This is a genomic window from Desulfobacula toluolica Tol2, from assembly GCF_000307105.1.
Lineage (GTDB): Bacteria > Desulfobacterota > Desulfobacteria > Desulfobacterales > Desulfobacteraceae > Desulfobacula > Desulfobacula toluolica.
In genome coordinates, this window is record NC_018645.1 from 3289480 (window position 1) to 3310214 (window position 20735).

19 protein-coding genes are annotated in these 20735 nt (G+C 40.8%); 11 read left to right on the forward strand and 8 right to left on the reverse strand.

Annotated elements, in window-relative coordinates; translation table 11 throughout:
- The first annotated feature begins 2 nt into the window (after positions 1–2).
- Both TOL2_RS15015 and TOL2_RS15020 read left to right on the forward strand, forming a co-directional pair.
- Entirely contained in the window at positions 3–1262 is a 1260-nt protein-coding gene (locus TOL2_RS15015) for a type II toxin-antitoxin system HipA family toxin (protein WP_014958171.1), read from the forward strand.
- A 139-nt stretch (positions 1263–1401) separates the two neighbouring features.
- Positions 1402–1890, forward strand: coding sequence for an alpha/beta fold hydrolase (locus TOL2_RS15020; RefSeq protein ID WP_014958172.1), 489 nt, complete (start codon positions 1402–1404; stop codon positions 1888–1890).
- Between the two features lie 108 nt (positions 1891–1998).
- On the opposite strand, the gene TOL2_RS15025 is transcribed toward TOL2_RS15020, so the two are convergent.
- Entirely contained in the window at positions 1999–2421 is a 423-nt protein-coding gene (locus tag TOL2_RS15025) for a tyrosine-type recombinase/integrase (RefSeq protein WP_014958173.1), read from the reverse strand.
- Positions 2422–2514: 93 nt separating this feature from the next.
- Here TOL2_RS15025 and TOL2_RS15030 point away from each other — a divergent pair, with 93 nt between their 5' ends.
- The 8 genes from TOL2_RS15030 (at position 2515) to TOL2_RS15065 (ending at position 9180) form a co-directional block, all read left to right on the forward strand.
- Positions 2515–3048, forward strand: coding sequence for a DUF1499 domain-containing protein (locus TOL2_RS15030; RefSeq protein ID WP_232507949.1), 534 nt, complete (start codon positions 2515–2517; stop codon positions 3046–3048).
- A gap of 13 nt (positions 3049–3061) precedes the next feature.
- Entirely contained in the window at positions 3062–3448 is a 387-nt protein-coding gene (locus TOL2_RS15035; RefSeq protein WP_014958175.1) for a YccF domain-containing protein, read from the forward strand.
- A 536-nt stretch (positions 3449–3984) separates the two neighbouring features.
- Positions 3985–4338: a rhodanese-like domain-containing protein gene (locus tag TOL2_RS15040; RefSeq protein WP_014958176.1), complete on the forward strand. Its 354-nt coding sequence runs from the start codon at positions 3985–3987 to the stop codon at positions 4336–4338.
- A 60-nt stretch (positions 4339–4398) separates the two neighbouring features.
- Positions 4399–4761 carry a rhodanese-like domain-containing protein gene (locus tag TOL2_RS15045; protein ID WP_148278125.1) on the forward strand — a complete coding sequence of 121 codons (363 nt, stop codon included), beginning with the start codon at positions 4399–4401 and terminating at the stop codon, positions 4759–4761.
- A 288-nt stretch (positions 4762–5049) separates the two neighbouring features.
- Positions 5050–5442 carry a CGGC domain-containing protein gene (locus TOL2_RS15050; protein WP_014958178.1) on the forward strand — a complete coding sequence of 131 codons (393 nt, stop codon included), beginning with the start codon at positions 5050–5052 and terminating at the stop codon, positions 5440–5442.
- A 24-nt stretch (positions 5443–5466) separates the two neighbouring features.
- Positions 5467–6609 (forward strand): iron-containing alcohol dehydrogenase, encoded by a 1143-nt coding sequence (locus tag TOL2_RS15055; RefSeq protein WP_014958179.1) that lies wholly within the window; start codon positions 5467–5469, stop codon positions 6607–6609.
- Positions 6609–7826: a two-component system sensor histidine kinase NtrB gene (locus tag TOL2_RS15060; RefSeq protein ID WP_014958180.1), complete on the forward strand. Its 1218-nt coding sequence runs from the start codon at positions 6609–6611 to the stop codon at positions 7824–7826. The genes TOL2_RS15055 and TOL2_RS15060 overlap by 1 nt, the downstream gene beginning before the upstream one ends.
- Complete coding sequence (locus TOL2_RS15065; RefSeq protein WP_014958181.1) at positions 7819–9180, forward strand: sigma-54-dependent transcriptional regulator; 1362 nt, start codon at positions 7819–7821, stop codon at positions 9178–9180. Before TOL2_RS15060 ends, TOL2_RS15065 begins: the two co-directional genes overlap by 8 nt.
- 115 nt (positions 9181–9295) lie before the next feature.
- Here the strand turns inward: TOL2_RS15065 and TOL2_RS15070 are convergent, their stop codons facing one another.
- The 7 genes from TOL2_RS15070 to TOL2_RS15100 form a co-directional block, all read right to left on the reverse strand.
- On the reverse strand, positions 9296–11032 hold the full coding sequence (locus TOL2_RS15070) for an aldehyde ferredoxin oxidoreductase family protein (protein WP_014958182.1): 1737 nt from the start codon (positions 11030–11032) through the stop codon (positions 9296–9298).
- Positions 11033–11054: 22 nt separating this feature from the next.
- Positions 11055–12221 carry an iron-containing alcohol dehydrogenase gene (locus TOL2_RS15075; protein WP_014958183.1) on the reverse strand — a complete coding sequence of 389 codons (1167 nt, stop codon included), beginning with the start codon at positions 12219–12221 and terminating at the stop codon, positions 11055–11057.
- 344 nt (positions 12222–12565) lie between these two features.
- Complete coding sequence (locus TOL2_RS15080) at positions 12566–13405, reverse strand: formyl transferase (RefSeq protein ID WP_014958184.1); 840 nt, start codon at positions 13403–13405, stop codon at positions 12566–12568.
- Positions 13402–14490 carry an ATP-grasp domain-containing protein gene (locus TOL2_RS15085; protein WP_014958185.1) on the reverse strand — a complete coding sequence of 363 codons (1089 nt, stop codon included), beginning with the start codon at positions 14488–14490 and terminating at the stop codon, positions 13402–13404. The genes TOL2_RS15080 and TOL2_RS15085 overlap by 4 nt, the downstream gene beginning before the upstream one ends.
- Before the next feature lie 56 nt (positions 14491–14546).
- Complete coding sequence (locus TOL2_RS15090; protein ID WP_014958186.1) at positions 14547–15767, reverse strand: MFS transporter; 1221 nt, start codon at positions 15765–15767, stop codon at positions 14547–14549.
- A 25-nt stretch (positions 15768–15792) separates the two neighbouring features.
- Entirely contained in the window at positions 15793–16944 is a 1152-nt protein-coding gene (locus TOL2_RS15095) for a hypothetical protein (protein WP_014958187.1), read from the reverse strand.
- Positions 16937–18016 (reverse strand): alanine racemase, encoded by a 1080-nt coding sequence (locus TOL2_RS15100; RefSeq protein WP_014958188.1) that lies wholly within the window; start codon positions 18014–18016, stop codon positions 16937–16939. The genes TOL2_RS15095 and TOL2_RS15100 overlap by 8 nt, the downstream gene beginning before the upstream one ends.
- A gap of 219 nt (positions 18017–18235) precedes the next feature.
- Between TOL2_RS15100 and TOL2_RS15105 the strand changes: the two genes are divergently transcribed.
- Positions 18236–20347, forward strand: coding sequence for a methyl-accepting chemotaxis protein (locus TOL2_RS15105; protein WP_014958189.1), 2112 nt, complete (start codon positions 18236–18238; stop codon positions 20345–20347).
- The last annotated feature ends 388 nt before the right edge of the window (positions 20348–20735 follow it).

Below are 20735 nucleotides of genomic sequence, written 5' to 3' on the forward strand. Positions count from 1 at the left end.
TATTGGATACCTTGAATGTTTTTTTTGAAAAAACCAGAGTCGGTTCCCTAAGCATTAATGACAGGAGGCAGTTTTCATTTCAATATTCTAAGAAATGGTTGACATCACCTGATGCGTTTCAAATATCAATTTCTTTGCCGATGCAGGAAGAAATTTTTCCACATAACAAAGTAAAATCATTTTTTTCCAATCTGTTACCTGAAGCTGCCGTTAGAATATTAATCGCGAAACAACTTGGAATTTCCGATAAAAATGATTTTATGCTTCTCAAACGTATTGGGGGAGAGTGTGCCGGGGCAATAACAATCCTACCTGATGCAGGAATACCTGAATCACCGGATCAATACACATATCGTCTTTTATCAGACGAACAATTGGCAGACCTGATAAAGGATATCCCCGCAAGACCTTTACTTGCAGGTCAGGAAGGTATCCGAATATCGCTTGCCGGGGCACAGGAAAAGCTGGCACTTTTCTACAATGATCCTTCATTTTATATCCCGGAAAATGGTGCGCCAAGTAACTTTATTTTAAAACCGAATATGGCGCATTTTCAGTTTTCCATTGAAAATGAATGCTTTTGTATGATGCTTGCCAACGCTGTTGGTTTGGCTGTCCCGCCTGTTATGATTGCTCGAAAACAAGATCAAAAGGTTCTGTTAATCAAAAGATATGACAGGATATTGGATAATAATATTCTCAAGCGTCTTCACCAGGAAGATTTTTGTCAGGCCATGGGGCTTTCACATGAACTGAAGTATCAGGCTGATGGTGGTCCTGGGCTTAAAGCATGCTTTGATCTCGTTCGATCATACTCTGCAAATCCGATTAAAGATTTTCAGCAGCTGATGCAATGGGTATTTTTTAATTATCTGATCGGGAATATGGATGGGCATGCAAAAAACTTGTCTTTTATATATCAGGCTAAACAAATTCGATTGGCACCTTTTTATGACATGTTGTGTACGGACATATATGATACCCTGTCACAAAAACTTGCTATGAAAATAGGTGGGGAGAACAGACCCGAATGGATAATGGAAAGACACTGGAAAGATTTTGCAGAAGAGATAAAAATAAGTCATCCGATTTTCAAGAAAAAATTATTGGATTTTTGTCTTAAAGTGACCAGTAAAATTGACAGTACATATGCGGACTTTATAAACAGATATCAGCAGAACAGCCTGTTAGAGGATATCACAGTTGTTATAAAGAAAAGATCGAATAGAACGCTTAAGCAATTCAATTCAACAAAAAAATAAACCGGGTATAACCGGTTTATTTTTGGTTTCCAGGCGGCTGCGACGCCTGGAATGCGTTGCTGACTTCGTCCAGCCCGGTCACCACACACCGATCAGTACCGCGTTAAGTGTAAACATTTTGAAGTAAAGTGTAGGTACAATGAATATTCGAAAATATGGTTCAGATCCATATAAATGCGTTGTAGTACATGGAGGTCCAGGTGCGCCAGGGAGTGCTTCATCACTTGCGCGTCAATTATCAACATATTGCGGCGTATTGGAACCATTTCAAACAGAAAAAACTGTTTTTGGGCAAGTAAATGAACTTTATAACCTGATTATTCATAATACTCGGCATCAAGTCTCCTTGTTTGGTCATTCTTGGGGTGCATGGATTGTTTTTTTGTTAGCATATAAACATCCTGAAATCATAAAGAAAGTCTTCTTAATTGGATCAGGGGTATTCGATATTTCTTATCTTCCCGAATTAGAAAGACGAAGATTAAGAGCAATGAATGAAAATGAGCAGATGGAATACAAACGGATCATATCATTATTATCTGAAGAGAATGAAAATAATAATAAAAACCTTAAACGTTTGGGTGAGCTATCGGAACAACTCCAATTGAGGGAGTGGTTGATCCAATAAAAGATAATATTAAAGATATCAAATGGTACGAAATACAAAAATGTGGTCACTCCCCCTGGAAAGAAAAATATGGGAAGGACGATTTTTTTAAAATTGTAAAAAATGAGCTCAATACATAAAAATAACTCCGGGTAGTTTTTCCATTGCCAGTCTTACTTTTTGCATTGAAGGATAAATATAGATTTCTGTTTTTGATTGAGCGACCCGCCACTCAGTGGCAAAGGAGTGCCGAAGCACATGGGGAGTTATCCTTTCTGTGATACCCGCTTTTTTGCAATACTGGCGCAGCTTTATTTGAACCCGGTCGGTTGATATGGCAGTTCCTTTTTCAATTGGGAACATAGGATCTTTTTTAAACTTTAATGTCTTGGGATGGGCCAGATATGCCACAAGGTTATCGTACAATTTATACACCACAAATAAGGCCCGCTGTTTCTTGTTTTTTCCTTTTTCCCTTAAAAGACCGATTTTAGACCCATGCCCAGGTTCAAAAGATCCAATGACAAGCCGGGTAAGTTCACTGACCCTCAAACCAAGCGCCCACAGTAACGATAGAATAAAGTCATTGCGGCTTTCCATTCTTTTTGGGAGAAAAGTTAAAAATTTCTGTTTGGGAGGTTCTCTATGCTTTTACTACAATTTTTACACCTTACAAATCCTTATTTTTTGCTAACCGCAGGGTTTGGGGGTTATACAGTAGAAAAAATGACCGGAAGAGCAATGAAAAAGAAATTTATAGTTGGCACAGTAAGCCTAATATTATTAACGGGGTGTACGGGGAGTATGCCAGATCTGGGGATAAATAATGGAGAGTTGACGCCGTGCCCGAAAACACCAAACTGTGTAAACAGTCAGGCGATTAGTGAAAAAAATTATATCCGGCCAATCCGTTACGCAGGAACACAACAGGAGGCGCGAGCCCGTCTCTTGCAGATATTAGAGTCTGAAAAGCGAACAAAGATTCTGACAGCCAAGAAGAATTATATTCGAGCAGAGTTCAAGTCGGCTTTGTTTCGATTTATTGATGATGTGGAGTTTTATTTCCCAAAAAAACAAACCGGCGAGGTGATCATTCATATCCGATCCGCTTCCCGCATCGGATATTCTGATCTTGGCGCCAACAGAAAACGAATCGAGCGGATTCGAAGTAAATTTTAAGATCGGGGGAAAAATGGTATTGATTCTTAACATTCTCTGGTTCATCTTTGGCGGCGGTTTTTTAGCTTGGCTGCTTTGGGTCCTTCTGGGCGGACTTCTTTTTATTACCGTGATTGGGATTCCTTTTGGCTATGCTGCATTCAGAATTGCCGGATTTGCGGCATTCCCGTTCGGCAAAGAGCTGGTGGATGCACGGCTTATAGATGAAAAAAGGATTGTCGGCACCTCACTTGCCAACTTCTTGTGGATTATTCTGGCCGGGATCTGGCTTGCCGTTTCCCATATCATTGCCGGAATAAGCCTTTGCCTTACCATTATCGGCATCCCCTTTGGATTTGCACACTTCAGGCTGGCCGGAGTCTGCTTTGCACCCTTAGGCAAAAAAGCTGTTCCCAGATAGCTGATTCCAGGAGGTATCCACACATAGTTCCAACAAACCAAATGAACCGCGCGAGCCGGTTATTTGGAAATGTTGTTTACAAATTGATCGGGTATGGAAGTGCTGACTTTTTAATAAAAATATTCCCGGATTTTATTAGCATACCAAACAAAAATTTCTGGTTTAACCCGTCAAGAGCTGAACTTACTATCAGAAAAGTATCAGGACAGACCTACTGAATATTATTTTTAACAAATATTCTCATAGGAATCATTTTTTTTTGCAATATATAAAGCAAGTATTTGTCATAACAAAATGCTGAATTCAAATGGACAGATGGACAGACAAGACTGAATTTGTGATGATCAGAAATGAAATCAAAATCATGACATACTCGACTTAATATAAAAATGATAACGGAAGGTGCTTACCACAGCCCCTCCAAAACACGAGAAAGGAGGTTAATACCAGTCTGAAACTTTTCATAATCCCCGTACTTGAGGATAGGCAATATATCAAAAATAAATTATAATAAACAGAAAGGAATTGAGTAAAAAATGAACAAAAAAATATCAATTATTATTCTATCCTTAATGTTGATAGTAGGATTTTCAGCATTAAGTTTTGCAGCCAAAGTACCCGCGCCTGCAAAAGGTGGAGAAGGATTCTCAGCCGTAAGCCTGGAACAAGCAAAGAAACTTCATGCAGACGGTGCAACAGTAGTTGCATGCCACAGTCATACAACTGATTTTATGAAGGGTCATCCTTCCGGAACAATTCACATCACTTGTCTGGTTCCAAAAGATCACAAACGCACGGACATGCCCTTGGATAAAGTTGATTTTGATCTGGCGCAACTGCCAAAGGACAAAAACACAGCAATTATAACCTATTGCGCCTCCAGCAATTGATGGAAATCATATCACGCTGCCAGGTTGGCAGTTGAAAATGGTTACAAAAATGTATACTGGATGAGAGATGGTATTAATGGTTGGAAAAAAGCAGGATTCCCGATTGTGGGAGATCAAAAGCTCCTTGAAGATCTTATTTCCTTAAACAAGACTGATTTTGCCCAATTGGTCATTGCCGAAAAAGAGGCAAGAAATCTGAAGAACTGCACCTTTGTCGATTTTCGGGATAAAACTAAATTTGACAAACATCATGTCAAGGATGCAAACCATGTTGATTACAGCGACATGTTCTCCAAACCCATGATGGAAGAACTGAACAAAAGCAACAGCCTTGTAATTATTCACGATGTCCCTGAAGTCGCAGGTGTCATTGCAGCAACGCTGAAACTTATGGATTACCCTGATATATATATCCTCCAATAAATGCCACGGGCAGACCTGGCCATTTTTTATAACAATCTGGCCACCTTGGTTTGCCCGCGACAAAACATGAAAGTATTGGTTTAAATTTTTTAAAACTTTCATATAAAAAAAAACAGGGATATTAATAAGTCGTTCTCAAAGTACGGGGATTATGATCATATCAACTTAATAGTCAGAACAGAAGCTGCATAAGACTATTACAATTTCCCAAAAAAATTATCCAACGGAAAGAATTCAGCAGACACAAAAAACCCACAATTAAAACAAAATCGCAAACAGGAGTTTTCAATGACAAAAGTAGCTATTATACGATGTGAAAAAAACCTGGACAGATGTCCTTTGACCAATTGTTTTAAATGCCTGGCAGAAAAAAAGGAGGGATTTTCAATTTACGATGATTGCACCCTGACAGGTGTTTTTAACTGCCAGTGCCCGGGTGATGTCTCGGTCAATTTATCCAAAATACTCAAATCCAAAGGAACTGAAGTTATTCACTTTTGCACCTGCACTTTTGCCAAAAAGACAGATGAGGGGTGGGTTGACAAAAACGGCGGATTTTGTGAAACTATCGATAACCTTATTGAACAGGTACATAACAAAACAGGCATTCACTGCGTGAAAGGCACGGCCCACCTTCCCAAAGATTATTCAATAAAGACATGGGGGGAGGTGTCTGCTTAAAAGCAATAACAACAAGGAATAACAATGGGGATCTTGAAATTTTCCGTACCGGAAATTTTTTTTGGGCGGGGCAGCTTGAAATATACAGGTATGTGCGCCCTGCGTCTTGGTGCGGAAAAAATATTTTTTGTCTCTGATCCTGGACTGGAAAAATCAGGATGGGTTGACCATGTTTTTAAAATTATCGACAAAGAACGCCTCAAGTGGGTTTACTATTCCGACATATCCTCCAACCCCCGGGACTGGCAGATAGAAAAAGGCGCTCTTTTATATAAAAAGCACGGCTGTGACGTGGTTATTGCCCTGGGTGGCGGAAGCCCCATGGATGCTGCCAAGGGCATCGCACTTGTTGCAAGCAACGGTGGCCGTGTCAATGATTACGAAGGGGCAAACCGCATAAAACACCCTCTTGCTCCAATGATTTTCATTCCTTCCACCGCCAGCAGCGGATCTGACATTTCACAATTTACCATTATCACGGACATGGAACGGCAGATCAAAATGTCGATCATCAGCCGGACTCTGGTGCCCAATATTTCCATTATCGATCCCACGCTTCTGACCACAAAATCCCGTGAACTGATCATTGCCGCTGCTGTGGATGCACTCTCCCATGCAATTGAGGCCCACGTCTCAAAGATTGCCTCACCCATGACGGAAGTCCACTCGCTTAAAGCCATTGAGCTTATTATCAAATATCTTCCCCTGGCCCTGGAAAGCCGTTCCATCGATCACCTGGAACAACTGAGCATGGCGGGGACATCCGCAGCCATAGCATTCAGCAATGCAAGCCTGGGACTTGACCATGCCCTTGCCCATACCCTTGGCGGTATGCTGGATACGGTACACGGTACGATCCACCCCATACTGCTTCCCCAGGTCATGCGGTATAATCTTTGTGAATGTACGGATAAAATCGCCCAGATCGGCAAGGTAGTGCTGGGCAAATCCCTGGCATCACCCGAAGCAACCGCCCTGGCAGGTATTGAAAAACTTGAAGCTTATTTCCAAAGCCTTAAAGTGTCCACACGATTGCGTGATATTGTGCCGGACCGATCAACATTACCCCAGATCTGCAAAATGGCCACATATGATTCATGTCTTTTGAGCAACCCGAGAACGGCAACGGTTGAAGATATGATGCAAATCTGCAATGGAGTTTGGTAATGACTACGCCCACAACCCTTGAGGATATCGTCGGTCTTGAATATACCAAACTGGGATTTTTCGGAGAGGTTAAAAACAAAGTGGCTGAACTCCAGGCAGCCAACCTCAAACTTGAGCGAAAACAGCGAAAACTCCAGGCTATTTTAGACGGCATCTCCGATGTCATGGCAATCATGTCATCGAATTTCACTATCATCTCCGTAAATGGTCTGTTCTCTGAAATTTTCAAATGTGAAAATCCGGAAGGACAATTGTGCTATGAAATCTTAAAAAACCGAAAAACTCCCTGTCCGGAATGTCCCATCATGACTGCCAAGAAGACAGGTAAAGTTTGCCGTCAACTGCTTGTTTATCCGATAAAAAACAAAAAACATCAATTTGAAGTTTCCGTATCTCCCATGGAGGACTCCAACAAAAAAATATTTCGGTTCCTTTTTCTCATGCGGGATGTGACCCGTGAGAAAGAGTTTCAGGAAAAATATTATTATTCAAAAAAAATGGCCACTGTGGGAGTCCTTGCAGCAGGGGTTGCCCATGAAATAAACAACCCGTTGACCTCCATCAGCGGATTTTCAGAAGGACTCAAGCGCCGACTGCCAAAACTTGCGCGCTGCATGGAAGATGACCCGGAAAGTCAGGAACTTATGGAGGATTTCAATGAATATATTGGAACCATTATTAACGAGTGCAACCGGTGCCGTGATATCGTAAAAAACCTGCTGACATTCAGCCCCAGGAAAAGAATAGATTTTACCCCGGTGAATTTGAAAAACCTGGTCACTGATGTTCTCAAACTGTTGTGCTACCGATTGAAGCAAAATCATTTGCTGAAAATCGAACTTAAATTTGACCCCGGCATTCAAATGGTTCGGGGCAATGCTGCCGAACTCAAACAGGTCCTGCTCAACATCATATGCAATGCCATTGACGCCGTTGAAAACGAGGGAAGACTTCAGATTTACACGGCAACGGAAAGCCGTTGGGTAACCCTTTCGGTCAAAGACAACGGCTGCGGCATTGCACAGGAAAACATGGACAGGCTGTTTGATCCCTTTTTCACCACAAAACCTGTGGACAAGGGAACCGGCATAGGACTGTCCACCTGTTATAATATTATCAAGCAGCATAAAGGGGAGATCTCCGTAACCAGCAAAGAATCAATGGGAAGCATTTTTAAAATCAAATTTCCTAACCCGGAATATGTGAAAAATGACTGACCAAACCAGCACAATGAATATTCTTGTGGTAGACGATGAAAAATCCATTCGAAGACTGCTGGAAAAAGAATTAACCTCTTCGCGCCGCAGCATAACAACAGCCGGTAATGCAAAAGAAGCACTTTTAGCTGTCAAAAAAAAGGTGTTTGACATCATCATTCTGGATATAATGCTGCCAGATGCCAACGGCATTGAGTTGATGGCCGGATTTCAGGAACAGGTGCTGGCGGTTCAGATCATTTTAATTACCGGGTATGGCGATGTTGACGATGCTGTTGAAGCCATGAAAACCGGTGCCTGCGACTATATCACCAAACCCTTTGACCTGGAACGGCTGGAGCAGGTTGTTGAAAAGGCCTATCAGCGGGGACTTCTTCGCAAAAAAGAGATTTTAAAGCAACAGGGCCGCCAGGAAAAAATACAATACCCGGAACAGATCGTGGGCCACTCCAGTTCAATGGAAGAGGTTCGCTTCCTCATTGGCAAGGTGGCACCAACAAGTGTTCCCGTACTGATAACCGGTGAAAGCGGCACAGGTAAAAATGTCGCGGCAAGGCAGTTGCACGGCCTTAGCCTGCGCAGTGCCAGCCCCCTGATCACAAAAAACTGTGCCACATTGCAGGAAGAATTGATCCGAAGCGAATTGTTCGGGTATTGCAAAGGCGCCTTTACAGGAGCCGAAGAATCCAGGACTGGCCTGCTGGGACTTGCTGACAAGGGAACCTTGTTCCTGGACGAAATCGGAGAACTCTCCGTGGGGGTGCAGGCTTCCCTGCTGCGGGTCATGGAAAATCAGACATTTCGACCCGTGGGGGATAAGAACGAAATAAAGGTGGATATCCGGTTTATCTTTGCAACCAACCGGGACCTTAAAAAATCGGTGGCAAAGGGAACATTCAGCGAGGCTCTTTTTCACAGGCTCAACGTGTTCACCATAAAAATCCTGCCGCTGCGCAAACGAAAAGAGGAAATCCCCGTACTGGTGGAATATTTTCTGGGCCAAATGAGTCACGGCACAGCCCCCTGCAAGGTTGCTAAAAATGCCATGCAGCACCTCATGGCTTATGACTGGCCCGGCAATGTACGGGAACTTCATAATGTCATAGAGCGGGGAATTATTCTTTCCGACAACAATATTATCACCGAACGCAGCCTGCCCCTTGAACTGCTTGAGACCATGGATGATATGGACACAGGTGTCCCGGGACAGTTTCCCAGCCTTAAAGATTTGGAAAAAAACCACATCATGAAAGTTCTCAAGCATGTGGATGGAAACAGATCCAAAGCAGCGGAAATACTTGGTATTAGCAGAAAAACCCTGTATCGCAAATTATTGGATGATATTGAACAATAAAATTCAAACCCGGTCAAACCGAATCAAAAACACAGGGGGATAAGAGAATCTCCATCCCCCCCCGGAACCAACAGCAATCACAGGATCAGTTTCATGACCTGATAGATGATCTGATTTAACCTACGGTAAATGTTTTTGCATCCTGAAGCTCGTCTTCGGTAAAGGTCCATTTTGTGTTATGGGGTGGAAAAGTTTGATTGAACATTTCAGGAAGCTGATCATCCTTTTTGGTGAATCCCGCCATGAGATTGAACTCATTTTCATTCTCCAGGATGGAAATTCCCAGTTTAACAACATCATCCGGTGTCAGGTCGATGTCATATTGAGCATTGAGCATGTCAACAATCAATTGAACGCCGTCTTCGCTGTCCAGGACAGCAAATGCAACAAACAGGCAAAGGCCTGCGGCATCAATTGCTGCAGTCGCAATCTGGAGGTTTTTAGACAATTCCACCTGATCATCATTTTTCAAAGGATCAATGGAACCGCCAACCCCCAGAATATTTGCTGTGACGCCATAACCGGCTGTATGGTCCGCCCCCATGGGCGATGTGGCATAGGTTACGCCAACCCCTTTTACAGATCTTGGATCATAAGCCGGCAATGCCTGGCGCTTGACCACGGGAACTCTGTCCACACCCAGGGCATCACCTGTAAAAGCCGCACCATTTCCAAGTATTTTGCCGTTGCCTGTGCCAAGGGCAATTTCTTTGATCAGTTCAATACAGGCCTTGCCGTCACCCCACTCAAGCAACCCGCCTTCCATTGCCACTCCCAGGGCCACACCCGTATCAATGGTGTCCAGCCCGTAATCATCACACAATCTGTCCATCATGGCAATATCATCAATTTCCCTGACCATGGTATGGGCTCCAAAGGCCCAAAGGGTCTCATACTCAAAGCCCGAGGTCAGATACTTGCCGTCTTTATCATGGTAAGCCTGGGAACATTTGATAACACAGCCCGGATGGCATCCTTCTGCAACAACACCCTGCCGTGCTTCAATGTTTTCAACCATTTTTTCGCCACTGATATCTGCTGCATGTTCAAACCGGCCTGTCCTGAAGTTCTTTGTGGGCAAAGCACCTGCCTCGTTGATAAGATTAACCAGCACGGCGGTTCCAAGACCCGGCAGGCCCTGGCCGGTTACCGGATGATTTTTTAGCAGTTCAACCCATTTTTTGTTGGCTGCCTTAAACGCTTCAGGATCTGCCTGGACAATTCTGTCGCATCCCTTGTCATCAACAATAATGGCCTTGATTTTTTTAGACCCCATTACCGCACCAAGCCCTCCCCTTCCCATGGCTCGACCAGGTCTTCCCTTGGGATCGGCCTGCTGAATGCTGGCGGCCTTTAAACGCTGCTCGCCTGCCTGGCCAATAGTCATAAGCCCGGTTTTTTTCCCGTACCGATCCCAGAGTTTCTCCATTACTTCATAGTTTCCCATGCCCGCATACTCATCAGCAGCAAGGATTTCAACACAATCTTTTTTTATCACGATCATTGAAAAAGTGTCATCATCAGGCTTGTCTTCCAGAACAAGAGCTGAAATACCAAGCCTTGCGAGTTTTTGTGAAACAAGTCCGCCTGAATTACTCTCTTTGATGCCATTGGTCAGGGGTGATTTTGACCCCACGGAAAGACGTCCTGAATTGGCGGCCGGTGTTCCGGTTAAAAGTCCGGGTGCAAAAACAAGTTTATTTGAACGGCCCAAGGGGTGACAGTTTGCAGGCACTTCATCCAGAACCATCTTAGAGGTCAAAGCTCTTCCCCCCAGACCGGCAAAAAAATCAGGAATGTCCTGAAAAACTGTTGTTTTGTCTTTGGTATTTATTCTAAGTATTTTACCCATAATCTTTACCTCTATTGTTCAATTATAACGCAGCCGTGTAAATACCCACAACATCATCCAGGGTAGGACGTCTTGGGTTGGTTGCTCCGCAGGCATCTTTTTGTGCATTTTCAGCCATGATCATAAGGTCTTCTTTTTTTACCCCAAGCTCTGTCAAATTTGCAGGGATACCCACATCTGCGGAAAGCGTCTTAATCGCGGTCAATGCTTTTTCTGCTGCATCCCGGACGGACAGTCCCGCGATATTTTCGCCCAGAGCAACGGCGATATCGGCATATCGCTGGAGGTTGGCGATAAGGTTGAATCTTGAAACATGGGGAAGCAGTATTGCATTGCAGACACCATGGGGAAGATCATAAAAACCGCCCAACTGGTGTGCCATTGCATGGACATGACCCAGGCTTGCATTGTTAAACGCCATACCTGCCAGATATTCAGCATAGGCCATTTTATCCCTGGCAGCCAGGTCATCGCCGTTGGCAACGGCCTGTCTTAAATTTTGTGCAATAAGCTCAATGGCCTTTATGGCACAGGCATCAGTGATTGGGGTGGCAATGGTTGAAACATAGGCTTCAACCGAATGAGTCAAGGCATCCATACCTGTTGCAGCTGTCAATGAGGAAGGCATCCCCATCATGAGAAGGGGGTCGTTAATGGCAATGTTGGGGGTTACGCGCCAGTCGACAATGGCCATCTTAACTTTTCTGCCGGTATCGGTGATAATGCAGAAACGGGTCATCTCGCTTGCGGTTCCTGCCGTGGTATTGACGGCAATAAAAGGAGGCATTGCCTTTGTGGACTGATCTACACCCTCATAATCGTGTATGGTGCCGCCATTTGTAGCAACCAGGCCAATGCCTTTTCCGCAGTCATGGGCACTTCCGCCACCCAGGGTGATAATCATGTCACACCCGCTCTTTTTGTAGAGGGCAAGACCCTCCTCAACATTTTTGTCTGTTGGATTTGGAATGGTTTCATCATATACAACAGTATCTGAATCCATCTCTTTTTTAATCATGTCACAAATCTGCTGGGTAAGCCCGGCAGCGGTAATGCCTTTATCCGCCACAAGAAAAGGTTTACTCACTCCAAGGCTTTTCATCTGGGCACAAATCTCTTTGTGCGATCCAACACCCATGAGTGTGACTGTAGGAATAAAAAATCCGTAAACTGCTTCTCCGTTTGCCATGTTACGCTCCTTAACTTAAGTTTATTTGTCAACTAAAAAAAACACTTGTTCAAACTTCATCGAGATTAATAGCAATATCAGGGCCATGGTATTTTTATTGGATATAAATTTATTTATTCGTTTTTATTTTTTTTTGGATAACAGCTTGAAATAAAAAGGCAATAATTTGAATAAAAAATTTAAAACTATTACCTTCAGCAGAAAAATTGGCCGGACTTCTTTCGAATTTCACGGCTGATTAGAGGGTCAATGTGACCCATTGCCGACATCGTGTTGAGTCAAGGAGAAACACTGTCATTAACAGGAGCGTCTGTTACAGAATACTGGAACATCAGGCCGTGTTTTTAATCGATAATAGTTTTGGAACACCATGTCACAGGGCTGAATCGGCCAAGCATGTCAAGATATTCCTGATTGTCTATTAATTTATGACCGTTCCCGGTAAATATATTGAATTCCTCAGAACCAGGGAAAGTATAATATCTTTTTTTCGACTCATCCTGTGGAAAAGTTTCAATTTTTTTTTGAATTTCATACTTTGCTAAAAATTGTTTAAAAAGATCAATGCCAAGGGGATATAATTGGCACATATGCCATAAAACAGATTTGGAATAATCAACCGGCATGGTTTTAATATCAACTATCGGACCAGTATCAATTCCTTCGTCCACAACCCGGTGCAAGGTACAGCCGACAGTAGCCTCTCCATTTAACATGGCCCTGAATGGAGCATATACGCCCCGGTATTCAGGTAAAGATCCCGGGTGTACATTGTATATACCGAAGCCGGGAATATCGATAATATTCTTCTTGAAGATAAAATCATTGCGAACGGATAAAATCATATCCGGATTAATGTTCCGGATATAATTTTCCCAGGCTTTGGAATTAATATCATCGGAAACCACAACAGGAATATGATATTTCTTTTTGATCTGATTAAAAGTAAGATATTCCGAAAAATATTCTTCTTTGTCATTTTTCTCAAGCAACGGAAATATCTGATGAACAAGCAAATCTCTTTCATAAAATATAAAATCGGCTGATTCCTTTACTTCTCTTTCTGCTGCTGTAAATTTATCACTGAGAATCACCGTGTAATCATGTGATTCAATATGTTTCAACAAATAGTTAAGAGCTATGCATCCTTCAAGATCACGCTTGATACAAATGATGATTTTCATAAAAAATTAAAATCAAAACGATAATCCGTCCTGATTTTTTTCCTGTTATATTCATTTTTAATAAAAATTTTTAACATATCATACACTGTACAGGATTGATATTTCTCTTTGTAAGCTCCGATAACTCCCCTTAAAGCCGGATCACAATTGTTCTCCAAAAAATAGATTTGTTTTGCCGGTGTAACAATAAAATCCATCCGTGACAAATTTCTGCAATCAACGTCTTTAAAAAGTTTTCGGGCAAAATCCTTTATCGATCCAATTTTTTCCTTAACATACACATCATGTCCGTCTGTTGCTGCCTTATATTTGTCCTGAGTATTTAAAAAATCATTTTCCGTAAAGAATTGTTTTACGGCCAGAATATCAACCTCACCATTTTTTTCCATGCAATAACAACCATATTCATCCCCCTGAATATATTCTTGTATAATGGCCCGGCGATCATACTCAAAAATATTTTTAGCCAGCTCTTTGATATCATCCTGATTCTTGTTGTTGCATTCAAACATCTTTACATAAATACTAGAACCCAGCGAATTGGGCTTTACAACAATTTTTCTGTCAGCAAATCCGGCAAAACATGAGTCCAGTTCTTCAACAGAAGAGATATAAGCCGTATCCGGAATTTTAATATCGGAATAATTAGCAGCAACGAACCGATCCATATGAAATTTGCTCTTGCATATATGAAAACTTAACGGCGTTCCAAACGTGCCTTTAATACCATAATTTTCAGCAATGCTTACAAATCGTCCATCCGTGCCGACCGGGCCGTCACACATCAGGTAAACAAATTCATTGTTTTCCCTGATCAGGAAAAAAGCATCAACAATGTCACAAGAAGCAGTCCTGCCGGGGTCAAAATAGAATGCTGCAGGTTTTTTTAAATCAACCGGCGACACCAGCACTCTGCCGTCTTGCAGTATATAGTAAGTGCTTGACACCTCAATTTCTTCATCAACTATAGATGACTGGATATCCATATAAAAGTTTTTAAAACTGAAAATACTGGCATCATGCTCTGTAGACTGGCCGCCAAATACAACAGCTATTTTTTCAGGATAGTTTATTTTTAATTCCATTTTAATTTCCATTTAGCATAAACAATTCAATTTTCATTCTGCAACTTAAATATTTCTTACGTTTCAACTTCTTTTTTTGAAACAAATACAAACAACAGGGTAAGGACAATATAAATTAAACCTATCATTGAAAGACCTTTTTCAATTTCTCCAGAGGCAAGTATAACGCTAAGCACAAGAGGCCCCAGTAAACACCCGATTCTATCTATTGCTCTATACAAGCTCATTGCCTGCCCGGCTCCGATTTCAGTGACGATGTTTTGCTGCAAAGCATATACGGTTCTTGCAGAGTGACCAATGGCTGCGGCAAAACTTAAGATAAAAATAACAAAAACAATTGCCCAAACCCCTTTAAAAAACAAAAAGCACAACATCCCTGATCCACCGATTAGGCCACTGATAATAATATAAATCCGCTTATCCTTAGTCTTATCCATAAGCGGGCCAAGCAAAGGGGAAATATAAATCATAAAAACCCCGTTTATCATTAAAATCCTTGCAATATTGGCCTGGGATGTCCCCATTCTGTCAAGGTAAATAGGGCTGATATAATAAAGGATGCCGATTAATGTAACAGCGGCGGGAAGACTTAACAGGACCAGCAGAGAAATGATATTTCTATTGGTCACAAACCTGAATATCAGTTTTAAGTTAGTTTTATATGACCTTGGTTTATTATTCTCCCTTATTTTTTCAGGATAATAATACGTCTTTTGCATAAATAAAATTGTGTAACCTATTGTGATCAGAGTAAAAAAAGCGGCCATGAAAAACACATTTTGAAATCCAAACCTTTCTGCCAGCATCCCTCCCACTGCGCCTCCACAAATACTTCCTGAATACATGCCTGCGCTCATTGTGGCAAACCCGGTTGTACGATTTTCTTCCCCTGTATTAGTGTATACAAACCCCATGTAAGACATGAACACAAGGCCGTAACCAAAGCCGTATAAAGCCCGTGACAAAATATACAGTTCAATCGAAGGTGAAATACCTGAAATAACCTGGGCTGATCCAGCCAGGAGTATTCCCCAGAAGTGGCTTTGCTGCCAGCCTTTTCTATCTATCCAGTATCCACCGACAAGAAAGGCAACAGTGGTAAAAAGCATGGAAATGGAAATGGGCATTCCCATGACATATGCTTTGGACAATCCAAAAATGGGAGCATATAAATCCTCAGCATACAGGGTAATGAATGATATCGGCAAATCTATTCCAAAACAGAAAAGAAACGCATCAGGTCTGATTAAAGAGTAAAGTTTTGATTTTTGTGTCATTACTGTTGAAATCCTGATTTCATTATCAAATAAAGATAAACATAAAAAAAAGCAGTTCTGTAATAAAAACTAATGAAATTAAAAGAACAGTAACACTGTCCATAATAATTTCAAATATTTTCTTTTGTATGGCAGACTTTGAAATCTGTATCTGTATATGCCCGCTGATCAATTCTTTAGATTTAAGAGTTCCTTGTAAAATCTGTTTTGATTCCATGTTATTTTCAATGGGGAAATCCTCATGTTTATCATATGCTGAATAGAGAAGTTGCATATCCTTATTTAAAACATTAATATTATCTATGTATGGAGTTGAATCGGCAATGGATTTGAGCCTTTCATCAATTTTATTCAGTTTGCAGATATTGATCCCGGCCGTTAAAAATTTTTCAATTTCTGTTGTTAACTGGTTTTGAATACCGAGAGTTTTCAAATGAATAATACCTACATATTTTTCATGAAAGTAAGTTATACTATAATAAGAATAAATCATCTGCCCTAAGCATAGAAACAAAAACAACAAGCAATACAAGCGTTTCCTCTGAAATCTCCCGGTACTAAAATCAAAAAGCCAGACCATGCTTGAAAAAAGCAGAACAGATACAACCAATGTGGTTTTTGCAAGCTTTTTTAAATTCCACTGTATTATTAAATTAAGAGGTTGTTTAACAAGTGATTCTTTAAAAGTAACATTGATCATCCCGGTAATTTCTTTTTTTTTGTCCCGGATTTCAAGGAAAATATAATACATACCGTTATGCAATTTTTTTTCAGTATTATACTTACATAGGATTTCTTTCCCTTGTAAATAATCAGGAATTAAATTTGACAGGATAACGGTATGAACTTTAGCCGAATCAAGGCTGTATAAGATTTCTCCACCGGGACGTGCAATGGATATGTCCGTAATATTTGAATTTTCCTCTTTAAATTGTTCCAATAACATATTTATCCCGTAAAATTCATGCAATTGTTTTCCAAATTTAATGGACAGTTCAATGGTTCTCTTGAGATTAACAGCAGCATCCCTGTATATGGAAATCACTGAATCCGTATACATCTTTTCAAAAGATGAAATACTTAAAATACCATTAAACGTATTTGCAACAATTAAAATACCTATTGCTATTACAAAAAACTTCCAGTTGTTTTTAAGGATATTAAAATAGTTATTCATCTGTCTGCTGTTTAAAAACAATACAGGTAAACGGGGAAATAAAACTTTGAAGCATGCTCATGTAATTCATTTTAAATTCTATAAAGTCACCTGGTTTCAAGTCTTCCCGGCTATCTGTAAAATCAATGACCGTATAATTGCTGTTAATACAGACAATATCCAAACCGACATTTACCGGCGTCAATCCTGCAGGATATGTGTCGGCAATGCCAAAATTCATTACGGCTCTCTTCCTTATTCCCGTATGCTTGAACTCAGGGTTGTATCCAAAGGCATTTTTACCAAGATTTTCAGGCAAATCAATTCTTTTTTCACTTGTTTCCAGCACATCACTTCTGAATATCAAAACATCGTCATACAAATTTTCATGTTTTTTATCAATGGTCGGGATATTGCCAAGAAAAATAGATTCGCCCAGCCTGATTTGATTGATTTTCTCCGGCAAAGGATTGGTCTTAAGATACTCCAGCATGACGGAACCGCCGACTGAAACGGTTTTAACCGGCAAGCTCAATTGCGTTTCAATCCGGGTTGCCAATTCCTGCAAAATATCAACATTCAAATGAGTTGGAATAATACCGGCACAGCACCCCAGATTGGTTCCGATTCCGGAAAAAACAAGCCGTAATTTTTTTATTTCATGTATCCGTTTTACCGTATCAACAACATTTTCAGGCAGGACACCTTCACGCAAATCACCTGTATCAACCATCAGGATAATATTGTGGGTTTTGTTCCGGGCAATCGCCACTTCATTCATCTTCTTGAGAACAGACAATTCAGAATTAAAACTGGTGCCAAAATACTGAATCATATCACCGAGTTCATGAAGGGATGGCAAAGATATAAAAACAGGCTTTTTTTGAAATACATTGTCGTAGTTTTTATTAACCGGCAGATTGGAGAATCCGATATTCTCAACCCCATTTGATATAAGTTCATGAAGGATAACGGAATCCAACCCCGGCCCCTTTAATATGCCTGTAATTTCAAGGCCCAGGCGATTACAATATTGAACTAAAAATTGTATATTATGTCTTAATTTTTTTATATCTATTGTTAGCTGACTCATAATTTTATTGCTATATCACAAAAAAAGTAAAAATTAATTGTTTTTACATAATATTGCGACGGCAAACTTTACTTTTTCTCAGCGTTCAAACCTTGTGAATCGGATAATATTGTGTTAGGAAACAGTCAATATTTTTCTTTTCTTTGTAACTATCTTGTATAACAGATATTTACAGAACAACGAATTTCAAAATTTTATTCGGTTCAGGAGGTATGTATCATGAAAGCATTAAATCTCAATTCCAAATTTATTTTATTTGCATTGTTAATTTCTGTTATTCCACTGGGATTTAGTTTGTTTCTATCAATTATGAACAATCAAAAAATGAGTTCCCTGTCAGTAGAAGAGTCAATGAAACTTGGGGATGCCGACATGACCCATATCGTTGAAAATGTTAATTCAATGTGCCTTGCACAAAATGGACTTGCCCAGGAAGTTATCAGCAATGCTCTAAAAACATCCCGTAATATTTTAGAATCAACTGGCAAGGTTACCCTTTCTATGGATGAAAAAGTAACCTGGAATGCTGTAAATCAATTCACAAAAACCGCAACCAGTATTGATCTTCCTAAAATGCTGGTTGGCGGACAATGGCTGGAAAAAAACCAGGACATGAACTCACCCTCAATCATTGTCGATAAAACAAGGGATCTGAGTGTTGAAACATGCACTATCTTCCAGAGGATGAACGAGAAGGGAGATATGCTAAGAGTTTGTACCAATGTACAAAAGCTGGATGGAAAAAGAGCCATAGGAACTTTTATCCCGGCTGTAAACCCGAATGGTTCACCCAACGCAGTCGTATCAACCGTATTAAAGGGAAATACATTTAAGGGTCGGGCATTTGTCGTAAATGCCTGGTACATGACAGCTTATGAACCCATTTATGATGATTCAAACAATGTCGTTGGAATATTGTATGTCGGCATCAAGCAAAAGACCCTTGAAAAAAGCCTGGTTGATGAAATTGTTAAAATCAAAGTAGGTCAAACCGGCCATGTTTATGTTCTCAATTCTAAAGGAGAATATATTGTTTCAAAAAATAACGAACAAAATGGACAAAACATCCTGGACACAAAGGATGGCGCAGGCAACTTTTTTATCCAGGATATTATTGAAAAAGCCCATGGTCTTGATGCAGGCAATACTGGCTCTCACAAATACTTTTTAAACAGAAATGAAAAACTGCCCCAGACTAAAATTGTAAAAATCAAATATTTCAAAGACTGGGACTGGATTATTGGCGTTGAAGCCTACGAAGAAGATTTTCTGGTGGTAAAAGATAAGATCATTAAATTGGGAAGACACTCAAACTATTTGTTTGTTATTGCTTCCGCCATTATTCTTGCAGCGGTAATGCTGGCTTCTTTTTTCTTTGCCAGAAGAATTACAAAACCGATTATGCTGACCACGGAAGGCCTGTATAGAGGAACTGATCAAACCTATCTGTCATCAACTCAGGTGTCGGATTCAAGTCAATCCCTTGCTGAAGGCTCATCAAGACAGGCTGCCTCAATCGAAGAAACATCCGCGTCAATGGAAGAGATATCCTCCATGACAAAACAAAATTCTGCAAATGCCTCTCAAGCCGATAATTTGATGATGGATGCAAACAAAGTAATAAATACAGCCACTGAATCAATGGAACAGGTTATAGCGTCTATGGATGATATTTCAAAAGCCAGTGAAGAAACCTCAAAAATAATAAAAACCATTGATGAGATAGCCTTCCAGACAAATCTTCTTGCCTTGAATGCCGCTGTGGAAGCAGCCAGGGCAGGCGAAGCAGGTGCCGGGTTTGCGGTTGTGGCCGATGAAGTCAGAAATCTTGCCATGAGGGCGGCTGATGCGGCTAAAAATACGGCGGAAATGATCGAAGGAACGGTTAAAAAGATCAACGCCGGTTCCATGCTTGTTTCTGCCACCAACAAGGCATTCAGCAAAGTTGCGGAAAGCTCTACCAAGGTCGGTCAACTTGTGTCGGAAATATCAAAAGCTTCCAAAGAGCAGTCAAACGGCATTGAACAGGTGACCAGTGCTTTTCAAGATATGGATAGAGTGATTCAGCAGAATGCAGTCGATACTGAAGAATCAGCCTCTGCAGCAGAAATAATGACCACCCAGACAGAACAGCTTCGTGAACATGTGGGAGATCTTGTCCTGCTAGTATCAGGAAAAAAAGATCAAGGAACTGCACTGAAGAACTACAGAGCAATAAAAACAATTTCTTCAAGGCCCGGCTCTTCCAAAAGAAAAAAAATTCTCCCTCGACGCCCTGAAAAAATCCGGGCGGTTAATTACCTCCCCGTTGACACTGATGAAGATTTTTAAGACGTTTACACAATTTTGAGCAAACTGCCACGGCCCAAGATCAAAAGTTATCCGGGTTGACCGGTTGAATCCATGGGCCGTTTGGCAAAAAATTTCACATAAAATCAATTTAATGAATTCTTTACATTTCCATCCAGCACCTCGCTAACAGACATGGCAAATTCTTTTTTACCGACCGGCTTCACCAGAATCTTGTCTATGCCCATGGAAGAAACCGAATGGGTGCTGATCTTCTCACTAAACCCAGTACATAAGATAATCGGTATATCAGGTCGAATTTTTTTTTAATTCAATATATGGGTATTATAAAATGTATGCAAACAATAGGTAATAACAAACAGAGCAATCGTAAATACCGATAACAGCCAGATTTTTTGTTTTTCCGTTG